Origin of the sequence: Varibaculum cambriense (assembly GCF_022133705.1) — a bacterium.
GTDB classification, from domain to species: domain Bacteria; phylum Actinomycetota; class Actinomycetes; order Actinomycetales; family Actinomycetaceae; genus Varibaculum; species Varibaculum cambriense_A.
This window is the reverse complement of the sequence record NZ_JAKNHJ010000014.1, coordinates 11624-24338: the sequence shown is the minus strand read 5'-3', so window position 1 is coordinate 24338 and position 12715 is coordinate 11624. Positions and strand designations below refer to the sequence as shown.

At 55.2% G+C, this 12715-nt stretch carries 10 protein-coding genes; 4 read left to right on the top strand and 6 right to left on the bottom strand.

Annotation, left to right across the window (positions count from 1 at the left end):
* Window positions 1-148 precede the first annotated feature (148 nt).
* From L0M99_RS07380 to hemE, 4 genes are all read right to left on the bottom strand, one after another.
* Entirely contained in the window at window positions 149-958 is an 810-nt protein-coding gene (locus tag L0M99_RS07380) for a hypothetical protein (RefSeq protein ID WP_238128242.1), read from the bottom strand.
* A gap of 163 nt (window positions 959-1121) precedes the next feature.
* Entirely contained in the window at window positions 1122-1874 is a 753-nt protein-coding gene (locus L0M99_RS07375) for a uroporphyrinogen-III synthase (protein ID WP_238128241.1), read from the bottom strand.
* A 35-nt stretch (window positions 1875-1909) separates the two neighbouring features.
* Window positions 1910-4465: a hydroxymethylbilane synthase gene (gene hemC / locus L0M99_RS09940; protein WP_337954209.1), complete on the bottom strand. Its 2556-nt coding sequence runs from the start codon at window positions 4463-4465 to the stop codon at window positions 1910-1912.
* 71 nt (window positions 4466-4536) lie between these two features.
* Window positions 4537-5682, bottom strand: coding sequence for a uroporphyrinogen decarboxylase (hemE, locus tag L0M99_RS07360; RefSeq protein ID WP_238128240.1), 1146 nt, complete (start codon window positions 5680-5682; stop codon window positions 4537-4539).
* Window positions 5683-5847: 165 nt separating this feature from the next.
* Between hemE and L0M99_RS07355 the strand changes: the two genes are divergently transcribed.
* From L0M99_RS07355 to L0M99_RS07340, 4 genes are all read left to right on the top strand, one after another.
* Entirely contained in the window at window positions 5848-7164 is a 1317-nt protein-coding gene (locus L0M99_RS07355) for a glutamyl-tRNA reductase (RefSeq protein ID WP_238128239.1), read from the top strand.
* On the top strand, window positions 7161-8276 hold the full coding sequence (hemH, locus tag L0M99_RS07350; RefSeq protein WP_238128238.1) for a ferrochelatase: 1116 nt from the start codon (window positions 7161-7163) through the stop codon (window positions 8274-8276). The genes L0M99_RS07355 and hemH overlap by 4 nt, the downstream gene beginning before the upstream one ends.
* Before the next feature lie 27 nt (window positions 8277-8303).
* Complete coding sequence (gene hemQ, locus L0M99_RS07345; protein ID WP_024059957.1) at window positions 8304-9044, top strand: hydrogen peroxide-dependent heme synthase; 741 nt, start codon at window positions 8304-8306, stop codon at window positions 9042-9044.
* Window positions 9045-9294: 250 nt separating this feature from the next.
* Window positions 9295-9912, top strand: coding sequence for a Crp/Fnr family transcriptional regulator (locus L0M99_RS07340; protein WP_399334899.1), 618 nt, complete (start codon window positions 9295-9297; stop codon window positions 9910-9912).
* Window positions 9913-10137: 225 nt separating this feature from the next.
* Here the strand turns inward: L0M99_RS07340 and L0M99_RS07335 are convergent, their stop codons facing one another.
* Window positions 10138-11292: a hypothetical protein gene (locus tag L0M99_RS07335; RefSeq protein WP_238128237.1), complete on the bottom strand. Its 1155-nt coding sequence runs from the start codon at window positions 11290-11292 to the stop codon at window positions 10138-10140.
* A gap of 131 nt (window positions 11293-11423) precedes the next feature.
* Complete coding sequence (locus tag L0M99_RS07330; RefSeq protein WP_238128236.1) at window positions 11424-12710, bottom strand: adenylosuccinate synthase; 1287 nt, start codon at window positions 12708-12710, stop codon at window positions 11424-11426.
* Window positions 12711-12715: the final 5 nt, after the last annotated feature.

Genomic DNA, 12715 nt, shown 5'->3' with positions numbered 1-12715 from the left:
TGGCTTGCGGATAAGAAAACTAAAAAAAGCATACCGCGCCCGGGCACCCCAGTGAGATTCTCGCCCAAAACCGTGGGCAGTTTCGCAAATATTTCCCGAGGGCGCGGCGTGGGCACTCGAACCTGCCGAGCCGGGTCAGCAGCTATTCCTAGTTGCCAATGTCGTTAAGTTTGATGTTCTTTACATCAATATCAAACTTGATATCTTCACCTGAAAAATCCACGTTCTTGAGAACGAAAGCTTTATTCAGATCCATCGGGATTTCTTCTTTTTTCATGCCCATATCAGCAGGGCTGAGCTTTTGCCCCATGAACTCATCGCTACCGTTAATCATGAACTTGTCTGGGACTAGGAAGAGTTTTCCAGATTGTCCGTCTTTACCAGGTTCAAAATGCATACCCATTTCAACCTGAATCTTTAGACCTTGTTCTTCCGCCTCGGCAGTAATTTTGTTACCGTTGCGCCGCATATTCATTTTGGAGGCAGTGGCATCTTCCTTTATGGCTTTATCAAATTCTTCACCCGGTAGGGTGAAAGTCATATTGCCCTTTTCAATGATGGGATTATCTCCACCTTTCAGCCCATGGAAAACCGCTCGCACATCCTTAATCTTTAAATTCTGTTTTGACCCCTCGGTAGCAAAATTTCCCACCGAGGCAGTGACTTTTGCTTCGCGATAATAGTCTTTAAAGTAACTAAGGAGCATAGGGCTAGAGTTAATTTCAGCCTGCACATTGGAAAATCCTTCTTTGACGAATTCGTTTTTCAAGGATCTCTCTTGCGCACTTGCCACTAAAGTGTTGGCGATAAATAGCCCGATCAAGGCAACAACCAGTACCGCCACAATCACGATGGTGACGATCAAACCGGTCTTGGGCTTCTTGGTGGGGGTAGCCGGCGGCATTGCGTCCGGCGACATTTGCGGGTTCACCGGTGAAAACTGGGGGCTCTCTGGCATCGGGGACCCTTGAGGGGCGGGACTGGCATTATCAGGTTGGGGTGTATAAGTCATGCTTCATGTTAACAGCTACATTCCAGCTAGCCGGCGAGGAATGCAAGATTTTCAGTAAAAGTTACTCAACGTTAACTTTCACTTTCCCATCTGCGGCGCCAACCCGCGGTTAGGGTGCCAGGCAAGAACGTAGCGCCTGCGCCAGTCCGCTCGCGTCCGCAGTCTTGGCCACCGCGCATACTTTCAGCCCTAAATCTGCTGCCACCTGGGCGCTTGGTTTCCCGATACAAACTAGGTGGGGGAGGGCGCGAGCTGAGGGCGTGGGGCAGGAACTAAATATCCCGAAGTCAGCGAGGGCGCGCAGATTAGAACCAGCGGTAACCGCAACCGCATCGGCGTGGAAATATACTTCCGGACACTCGCCAACCGGGGTCATGGTGTAGAGGGCGCAGCTATCAACCCGGTAGTCTAGCTCACTTAAAGCTGCAGGTAGATCTGGTTTGCTGAGTGCAGATCCCGGTAAGAACACCCGGGAAGGGCGGGAGGGACTGGGGGTTAAGTTCGCGAAACAGTGCGCCAAATCGGTGGCGTTACCGCCCGCCTGCAAAGTAACATTCCAGCCAGCTTTACTTGCGGCCAGTGCGCTGGCTTTGCCTACCGCCGCTACCTGGGGAAAGGTAGTAAGAGGCGGCTCGGCAGCTAATAGCTTTTGTAAATACTTCACGGTGCGGGCAGAAGTAATCACCACCCAGCTATATTCCCCACGCCGCAAACTGTTTAGGTAGCTAGAGACTTGCGGGTCGCTAACCGGGCGCGAACGGGTAACCGGAGCGCCAACTATCTGGCACTCAGGCAATTCCGCCTGTAGTTTTTTTGCTAGCGGGCGCGTTGGATCTGCCGTAAGTGCCACCGTAAATGCCATCGTCGCCCTCCGAAAATAGTTTCCTGTTGCGGATATTAGCCGCGCGCCTTAGCAGCGCCCAGGTCAGCAAGCTCGGCGCCCCCAGATTCTAGGAGGGCGCGCGCCACGCTCTCACCCAGCTGACGCACCTGGTCAAGCATCTCGGCGAAGGTTTTTTCCGGATCGGCCTGCAAGGAGTCATTGACGCGTACCTCGCGAGTACCATCGAGGGAAATAATCGCGGCAGTAAGGGTGAGTATCCCCCGCTCCATCTGGGCAAAGGCCCCTACCGGCGCAGCACACCCGGCGTTTAGTTCCGCTAATACTGCCCGCTCCGCCGTAGAGGTAAGCGCAGTTGCCAGGTCGTTAAGCTCTTCCAATGCGGCCGCTAAATCGGGGTGGGCTTTAAGCGTTGCCTCTGAAGCCTCTACCGCGAGTGCTCCTTGCGCTGGGGCTGGCAGCACCTGTTCAGGATCAAACCGCTCATTGGCGTAAGCGCCCAGCCCAATCCGATCCAAACCGGCCGCCGCCAAAATCACTGCATCCAAGTCGTGCGCGCCTGTCGCGATTTTTTCCCGGGTCTCCCGGCCATCAGTAAAATCGGCCTGCGGAGCGGCAATGCCTTTCACCCTGCCCAGGCGGGTAGGAACATTGCCACGAATATCTACGATTTTGAGGTCGGGACGCAAAGCCAGAATTTGGGCGGCGCGACGCGGAGAACCGGTTCCCACTTCGGCGCCTGGCGGTAGAGTCTCCAAAGTTAAACCAGGAGCCGCACACAGGGCGTCCCGGGCATCCGCGCGGCTCGGAATCGCGGCAACCTTTAGACCCGGAGCCTCCTGGGTAGGTAAATCTTTGAAAGAATGCACTGCTAAATGACAGTTTCCCTCCAAGAGGGCTAGGCGTAGTTGCGCGGCAAACACGCCCACTCCTCCCAATTTTTGTAAAGAGGCGCGGGAAATATCGCCGGCGGTGCGTACCTGTCGTAGCTGCACATTTAGTCCGCGTTCGCGCAAAGCATTAGCTACGGTTTCCGATTGGGTTACCGCCAGGCGGGAAGCGCGAGTACCCAAAACTAAAGCGTCCGCCTTAGCTTCGCTAATCCAACCGGTACCGCGCAATTTAATCGTTTGCGCCTGACGAACAACTGCCGCAATCCCCGAACCGGCCACCCAAGACCCCGCCAAATCCAGACCGGGATAGGCATGCAAGTCTTCTAGCAGCTTGGTGGTCATTTCCCGATGTTTAGGAGTGAAAGGCGGCAAAGAGCCATCCCAGTGAATAATCATCGAACCGAGCAGTTGTTCCGGGGAAATCTGTACCCCCAGCAGCCGGGAAGCATCCTTTAACGCGCCCTCGACCGATACCGGAATCTCCGGTCCATTTGCCCAACCATAAGATACTCTCAGCAGGTGGCGACCTTTACCGGCAGCTTCCTGTGCCCACGGCCATTTGGAAGTGTAATGAGTGATAGCTTTCGCTCCCACGCAGCCATTTTCAATATCTTTATTGCTGGGGCGTTGCACCAACATTCCGGAACCGCGCGGATGAGCATCTAACGCCGGGCAGTCCACAAACAGAGTCACGTGTGCGATCGGGCCGCCCTGCGGGAGCTCACCGACTTGAATCCCTGGTACTTCACGCAGCAGCGGCGCGGCTAAATATCCTGGTAAAGCCACTACTACCTGCGGGACAGTGACCGTTACGGCTTCGCCAATGTTAATCGGGCTCGCCCCTGGGGTCGGCCCTGATTTGGTGTTAGAAACGGTGACCTTCCAGCCTGCTGAGCCGGGTTGATTCGAGCCGGCAACGGCGTCGGCGTCAGCGTTTGAGTCATTTGCCGCCGGTTCCAGTTCGAGGCCGCGCACATGAGACAAAATCAGCCCCCCGCCCTCTTCGATGCGCTGCGCTAAGGTTTCTACCAGGCGGAACATTCCCCCTTCCGGGGCGAGTACGGCGGGTTTGCCGGGTCTTAGTCCGCGCAAAGCGGCAACCGCTTTCACCAGCGAGCCGTGTTCTTTTAGGGCGGGACGCAGTCCGCGCAACACGGTATCGGCGTTTAGGCGGTCGGTGCTTGCCGAGTGAATCCCGCCGGCAACAGGCGCCACTACTTTTTCTAAAACCGCTTTTCCTAGGCGGGCAGTTACCAGACCGGTGACGGTGGTTTCATCCGCCCCTACCTGTGGCCCCATAGTTAAGTCCTCACGGGCACGCTGCATTTCTGCTTCGCTGAGCGCCCCCACAATGCCTGGGTCATCTAGGCTGGCAGGAATCCCTAACATTCCGTGGGGAATCGGAAGCGCGCCCTCCCGGTGACCTGGGCGTTCGTGGTGAAAAATCCAGGATTTGCCGCTCGGGGCAACCAGCGGCAATCCTAGCTCGTCGCATAAATCTTTAACTTCGCTAGCTCCCGCCGCGAAAGCTTCAGCGCCAATATCGAAAGTGAAGTCCCCAAAACGTCCCGAACAAATTAGGCCGCCAGGGCGTCCTCTTTCCTCAATCACCGCCACCCGCGCACCCTGTTTTTGCAGAGTATAGGCGCTGGTCAATCCGGCCAGTCCTCCTCCGATAATCAAAACATCGTAATCGGCTAATCCAGCTAGGTCGTGCATTGCATCTCCTTGCCACAAGCGGTTTTTGAGGCGGTGTGCCCCGGATAATCCTTCAGCATAGTCGTTCGCGCTTAACGTGATTCATGTACCTGGTCGACGATTTCTTGTAAAACCGCGGGGTCAGCATTCGGCGGTACCCCATGTCCCAGATTGACGATATGCGCGGCGGCTTGCTTGCCCTCCGCTAACACCTGAGCTACGTGGCGGCGGCGTACCTCAGCAGGGGCGAACAAAATGGCAGGGTCAATATTTCCTTGCACCGCAAAGCGGTCACCAGGGCCATGTTCGATTAACTGTACGGCCTCGCCAAGAGGCAGCCGCCAATCCACCCCAATACATTCCGCACCGGCATCGCGCATCAAATCCAGCAGGGAAGCCGCGCCCACCCCGAAATGAATCACCGGAACTCCCTTAGCATGAGCAGAATCAATCACTACCCGAGAATGCTCAAGGCAATAGGTTTGGTAATCGGCGCGCGAAAGGTCGCCCACCCACGAATCGAAAACCTGCGCCGTGCGCGCCCCGCCGGCAATCTGTGCGGCCAGGAACGCCGCCGACATATCCGCACACCAGCTGGCGAGCCGGTTCCAGGCATCCGGGTAAGAATGCATAAAAGCCCGCGCCTCCAGGTGATTCTTTGAGCGGGTATCCCCAATTAGGTAGGAGGCCAAAGTAAAAGGCGCAGCAGCAAACGCAATTAGGGGAGTATCGCCCAGCTCAGCGCAGACCATTTCAGCGGCCTCGGTAATACAATCCGGATCAAAGCCTTTAAAGCTGGTGAGGCGATCTACGTCCTCAGGACATAAAACCGGGTCCGCGAAAACCGGGCCCTTACCGGGGACAATCTCTACCTTTAAACCCGCCAGATATAGGGGGGTGACAATATCGGAGAAGAAAATCGCGGCATCTACCCCGTAGCGGCGCACCGGTTGCAGCGTTATTTCTGCTGCCAGTTCAGGGGTAGTGCAGGCAGTGAGCATATCGTTACCGGCGCGCAGGCGGCGATACTCGGGCAGGGAACGCCCGGCTTGGCGCATAAACCAAACTGGAGTTTTCTCGGGACGCAGGCCGCGCACGGCTTGGAGGAAAGAGTTTTGCTCAGACATATTTCCATCATCTATGGCATTTTCGGCTGGCGCAAGCAAGTGCAGTAACCAACCGGCTGCAGACTGGCTCCCCGCGGCTAAGAAACCGGCAAAACTATTTTTCTGACACATTTTCCGCATCTGTCTGTTGCAAAAAACCGTGATTCTTGCTGACGCTCTGGCAGATTATTTTTCTTTAGTAAGGTTCTGGACTGGGAAAATAGAAATAATTAGGGTGCGGGGAGGCGCGATCTGCCGGGTACTTTTCAAAAAATAAAAAAATGTTCTAATGAGGCCGTGGGTCTTTCTTCCTATTCGGTACATCATCTCCGCCACGGCCTTAACGCTGTGGCGGCAGCTTCCAGTACCACTGATGGCCTGCCTGAGGATCTCTTACAGCGCTTGCCTGAGGTAATAGGAGTGTTACCGCTTTCCACTTGCAATCGGGTAGAGATCGTTATTGAAACAGCGCCGGCAATCTCCAGCGAGCAACTAGCAGCGGTAGATCGCTATATCCAATCCCGCCTGGGAACTATCTGCGAAATTCGTCGTAACCGCCAGGTTTTGGAACATTTATTTACCGTCGCCTGCGGACTGGACTCCATGGTGGTAGGAGAGCGCGAAATCTCTGGACAGCTGCGCCGCGCCCTGCGAGTAGCCACCCAGGAGCGGATATCCTCCGCCACCATTACCCGCGCCTGTCAAGGCGCGCTAACTACCTCCCGCCGAATCGCGCAGCTGACCGGGATCGCTTCCCAGGGTCGTTCGGTGGTTGCCTGCGGCCTGGAAATAGTGGCGGAACGAATAGATCCGCTGGCAGGTACCCCCACGCTTTTGATCGGAACCGGCTCCTATGCGGGAGCAGCAGTGGCAGCACTGCGCGCCAAAGGGGTGCAAGACATCTCGGTGTACTCCACTTCTGGGCGTGCCGAACGTTTTGCTTACGGCCATGACTTGCAACCGGTGGCCAAAGATCGGCTAGTTGCGGCGCTAGAAGCAGCCACATTGATTGTTACCTGCCGGGGCATGGGTTCTCCGGTGCTCACCAAAGAGGAAGTGCAGCGGGCTTTAGCGCTATCTAGCGGTGAAAAAACCATTCTCGATTTAGCGCTGCAAACCGATATTGAGGACGGGGTTGCCGATTTAGAGCGGGTACGGGTAATCAACCTAAAAGAAATCAGTGCCCAGGTACCGGAAGCCGGGAAAGCCCAGGTTAAGCGAGCAGAAGAGATTGTGGCCGAGGGCGTAGAGGAAGCCGAAGCGTTGCTGGCGGATCGCCAAATGGATTCGGTGGTGGTGGCGCTGCGTGATAGCTTCCGCCAGGTGCTGGCCGATGAAGTGGCGCGCCTGCCCAAGGGGGATGCTATTGCCCGGGAAGAAGTCGAATACGCGCTGCGACACCTGGCGGCTCGGCTAGCCCATATTCCCACTATTAACGCTCATCGCGCCGGACGCGAAGGGATGGGGCAGGAATACGTAAACGCCCTCCAGCAGGTGTGGGGATTGGATCTGGAGGTTCCGCCAGCTCCCCAAGATAAGGCGCAGGTTTGCCCGGTAACCGGCTTGAGCGTTGATGATTTGAAACAGGAAAGCTCCAGCGAGGAGGGACAGTGAGTCAGATTTCTGCTCAATACGATGCGGTGATGCTGGTCAGCTATGGAGGGCCGCGACAAATGGAGGACGTGTTGCCGTTTATGCGTAACGCTACCTCCGGGCGGGGAGTTCCTGACGAGAGGTTAAAACAGGTTTCCACCCACTATGGACGTTTCCACGGAATCAGCCCCATAAATGCGCGTAACCTGGAAATCCGGCGCGCCCTTGAACTGGAACTGAGCCGGCGCGGGGAAGAGATTGAAGTCGTAATCGGGAACCGTAACTGGCATCCCTTTATCCACGACACCCTCTGTGACCTGGCAATGCGCGGACTTACCCGGGTTCTTTGTATTTTCACCTCCGCCTATGTTTGTTATTCGGGGTGCCGGCAATACCGGGAAGACTTAGCTGCCGCCAAAGCCCAGCTACAAGCCCAAGATTTATCGCTGGAACTGGATAAAGTGCGCGCCTACTACACCACAGAAGGCTTCGTAGGAGCCTATACGAAACTCCTATTGGAGGCAGTAGTAAAGCGGGAGCAAAATAGCGGACACCTACCCTACGTAGCTTTCGTGACCCACTCAATCCCTACCGCCATGCAGGAATGCTCCGGCCCGGCCGATAACTCCCGCCCCGACTACGTGCGCCAACACCAACAGGTATGTTCCGAGGTCGCGGCCAGGGTTAGTAAAGAGCTAGGACGCGAGTTGAACTGGGATTTGTCATATTGTTCCCGCTCTGGGCCGCCCCAAATGCCCTGGCTAGAGCCCGATATTAATGACCGCTTAGCGCAGTTGAAAGCAGAAGGGATAACTGATGTAGTCTGCGTACCTATCGGGTTTATCTGTGACCATATGGAAGTGGTATACGACCTGGATACCGAAGCAAAAGAAACCGCAGAACAGCTGGGACTTAACTATTTGCGGGTGCCTACGGTAGGTACCGATCCCGGCTTTATTGAGGCACTCGCGGATTTGGTAACCGAGCGCGCGGGGGAAAAAGCAGGGGGCGCGGTTCTCTATGCCCAAGACGCTTTAGAACCCCGATGGCCAGCCTGGGCACCCCTCGGAGATTCTAGAGGCAGCAAAAATGCTCTTGACCTGCCTGTCGAGTTTGAAACCAGAAAAGAATAAACAGTTAAAAGCTAAAAGGAGAAAATAATGGCTCACCCGATGCCCAATGATGTATCCCCCGATCCTCGCGATCATAAAGTGGATCCTGAGGAAGTAAATGCGCGCAATAACTTTTCTATGCACGCGGTTTTCGAGCTAGCCTTGCCGCTACCTGCCCAGGAAGCAGAGCGAGCAGCTATGGCGCGAGAGCTCGAGGAAACCATCGCCGAATTGGGAGTAACCGTACGTGGCTGGTATGACGTTGCCGGTTACCGTGCAGACGCTGACCTGATGTTCTGGTTCTTGGACGAATCCAATGACAAGCTCCAAGATGCCTACCACGCGGTATTGAACTCCCGCCTAGGCGCCCACCTGGTGCCGGTGTGGTCCATTATGAGTGCTCATATGACTGCCGAGTTTAATAAGCCCCACCTGCCGGCCTGCTTCGGCGGTTGGGCGCCGCGTGCCTATGCCGCGGTATACCCCTTCGTGCGTTCCCTCGAGTGGTATTACCTGCCCAAGGCTAAGCGTAGCGCCATGCTCGCCGAGCATGGCCGCAATGGTGCTGGTTACCTGGATGTAGCGGTGTCTACTTTGGCGACCTTTGCGCTTAATGATTATGAATGGTCAGTGACCCTAGAATCCGATGATATTAACCGGGTTATGGGCGTGCTGCGTCAGCAACGGGACTGTGAAGCTCGCCTCCATGTCCGCCAGGATACGCCCTTCTATACCGGCAAGCGGATGGAACTAGCCGAATGGATACAGCGGCAAACTACTGAAAAATAGTCAGCATAGCGTTGCTTAAAAGCTGAGTGCTACCGGAAAGAAGTCCCAGTTCCGCGCCAACTTATAGTTAGCGGGGTAAATTAGTGACCACACCCAAACTCTCCGGTGGCATAAGTCACAACAAACGAGTAATGTGGAATCGGTATCTATGGTTCGCCACCTGTCTAGATTTTTGTAAGGAGTGATTAGCTTGGATTCGTCCTTTTTAGCTAGAGTCCCCCTATTTGAGGGACTTGATCAGGAAGCGCAGATGCGCCTGTTCTCAATGATGGGACAAACCACCTTGCGCCGCGGGGAAAACCTATTTGAAGAGGGCGATGATGGCGACCGCTTGTATATCGTGGCCGAGGGGAAAATAAAACTATCACATCAGTCCTCAGATGGTCGCGAGAACCTGCTAGCGGTACTAGGTCCCGGGGAAATCCTGGGGGAGCTCACCCTATTTGATCCGGGTCAGCGTTCTACTACCGCTACCGCGGTTTCACCCGCCCGTTTGGTTTTCTTAAACCATAGTGACCTGATGGTTTTCCTAGAGGATAACCCCTCCTTGGCGAAACATATGCTCAAAGCGCTGGCAAAGCGCCTGCGCCGCACCAACGAGGCTTTAGCTGACCTGGTGTTCTCGGATGTGCCCGGCCGGGTAGCCAAGGCTCTCTTGGATTTGGCGGATCGTTTCGGGATCCGTACCGAGGACGGAATCCATGTACCGCATGATCTGACTCAAGAAGAGTTAGCTCAGTTGGTGGGAGCCTCGCGGGAGACCGTGAACAAGTCCTTGGCCGAGTTCGTGAACCGCAACTGGATTCGCCTGGAGGGACGCGCAGTCACCTTGATCGACATTGATCGTTTGGCGCGGCGTGCCCGCTAGAGTTCGGCATTAAGCAAAGTTTTGGGGCGGCAGCCATAGCGGTTGCCGCCCCAATACTTATGTAAAAACCCTAACCCCCCTGGACAAAGCGCTAATAATAGCGTCCCTATACCCACTGGTATTAACCCTAAAAAAGCAGATTTAGACGCACTAACCTTATTTGCGGTATGGGATTACCCAACTAGCGCGGTTTAGCTTTGGCTCTGGTTGTAGCCCGTTAAGAACCTAGCTTTCCTTCGGCTCGCTCTGTTCCGCTGCCTTGACCTTGCGTTCGATCAGATAATCCTTACGTCCCGCGCGGCGCGCGCTATGCGCCAGGAAGGCCATTGCTAGCAGGGTCAAACCAGCCAGTAGTAACATTCCTGACCCACCTGACCAAGCCAAGTGATGGGCAATATTGGAAGGCAGTGCCTGATAGAAGTGGTCTTGTTGACCGGCATTATCCAGGGCGGTAAGTAGCGGCTGCAAACTGTTGGCAGTTTGTTCCGGAACTACCAGGAAGAACGCTCCCCCAACTGTCAAGGCCAATCCGGTAATAAAAGCACCTAGAGAAGAGAAGCGGGCTACTAGAGCCAGCAGGAAGACCATGATTACCGCCACCACAATTTCAACCCATTGACCGGCGTTCAAACTGGAGGCGGGCAGCAATACATCGCCGCCCCGGGTACGCAACCGGGTGGCGACATCCAAAATTAGGTACCAGGTAATCGGAACCATCACTAAAAACAGCAATAGCGACCAGATATGCGCTGCTGCGCGCGAAGGCACTGTCGGTTTGACCGTGGCTCCATCGAAAATAGTATCTTCAAAGCTTTGTTGCCGCTCCGCGGTAGTTAGCACTTCCTCCGGTTCGGTTTCCTCTACCGAATCCCAGTGCGGTGATTCTTCCTCGACCGGCTGCTTCGCCTCCTCGGAGTTGTTTAGCAAAGAATAGCGCCGGTCAGCGGTGCTTTCTACTTCGCTAGCGGGGGCGGGTGCCACCCCAGAGTCATCTTCATCTACCTCGCGGCTGCGCTCCATGAGTGACTTGCGCTCTAGAGCCGGGGAGGCGGCGTCAGTAGCGTCCTCTTCACTTACGGCAGGTGCGCTCCATTCCGTTGACTCATCCTCGTCCGTAGAGTCCGCATTCGTGTTGTCCGCAGTCCCCACAATCGCGCTATCGGTGTGCTCTAGCTGCTCAGCCGGTAGGTTTTCTTTTTCTGCTGAATCTGCCTCTGAGCTGATACCTTCCCCTGCTATCAGGGAATCATTTTCAGAGGGGGAAGTAGCGTGATGCTCGCCGGGGATCAAAGTATCTTCGGGAGCCTGCTCTTCTTCGCCTTCTTCTCCCACGAACCAGGTTCGGGTAGTGAAGTCGTTATCCGGCTCGTTCTTGCTCATCTGACCTCCAACGAAATCGCGTTGTCTATACAACAGCAACCATAGATTATGAGAGCAGATATTGCGGGAGAGCGCGCCGCGCAAGTAAAAATACTTGCGTCAGATACGGAGTTAAGTTAGCGGGACAAACCCTAGTCCAGCAGCTGATGGCGCACAATCGTGGCCGCGCGGTCTGCTCCTACCCCTACTACGCTAATGCGGCAGCCCGAAAGCTCCTCTAGATGCTCAATGTACTCTTGTGCTTTGATTGGCAAATCCGCAAAAGTCTGGCAGCCGGTGATATCTTCTTTCCAGCCAGGCAGCATTTCGTAAATCGGCTGAGCATGGTGGAAAGCAGTCTGATCTGCGGGGAGCTCTTCGAAACGCTGACCATCAACGTCATAAGCTACACAGACCGGAATCTCATCGTATTTGGAAAGCACATCCAGCTTGGTAATCACCAAGTCGGTGAGGCCGTTGACCCGAGCAGCATAGCGAGCAACTACCGAATCGAACCAGCCGGTACGGCGCGGGCGCCCGGTAGTTACCCCGAACTCCCCGCCTGCCTGACGCAAGTCCTCGCCCTCTTTGCCAAAAAGTTCGGTGGGGAAAGGGCCTTCCCCAACGCGAGTGGTATAAGCCTTGGCGATCCCGATTACCCGGTCAATGCGGGTCGGTCCGATTCCTGATCCCGAGCAGGCTCCACCGGCAGTGCAGGACGAGGAGGTTACGAAGGGGTAGGTGCCGTGGTCGATGTCCAGCATGGTGGCTTGACCGCCCTCTAAGAGGATGGTTTCTCCGCGATCCAAGGCCAGGTTAAGCTCGGTGGTGCAGTCGAAAACCATAGGCCGTACTTTGTCCGCATAAGAAAGTAGCTGTTCAGAAATAGTTTCTGGATCGATAGGCTCTTCGGAGAACTGTTTTTCGATCACAAAGTTCTTACCCGACAAAGCGGAGCGAACTTTTTGCCGCAGGATTGATTCGTCAAATAGATCCTGGATGCGTAGGCCAATGCGGTTCATTTTATCGGCGTAGGTAGGTCCAATCCCACGACCAGTAGTACCAATTTTACGTTCGCCCAAAGACCGCTCTGCCAGTCCATCCATCACCTTGTTATAGGGCGGAATAATATGAGCGTTAAGCGAAACCTTTAGTCGGGAACAGTCGACCCCGGCCTCCTCAAGCATCTTGATTTCGGCGAACATGACTTCCAGGTCAACTACTACTCCGTTACCGATTACCGGGGTGACCGTGGGGGAGAGGATACCCGCAGGGATCAAATGTAAACCAAACTTTTGATCCCCCACTACAATGGTGTGACCAGCATTATTGCCGCCATTGAACTTAACTACCCAATCAACGCTCTGGCCAACTAGGTCGGTGACTTTACCCTTTCCTTCGTCTCCCCATTGGGCTCCGACAACAATCAGTGCGGGCATGAACT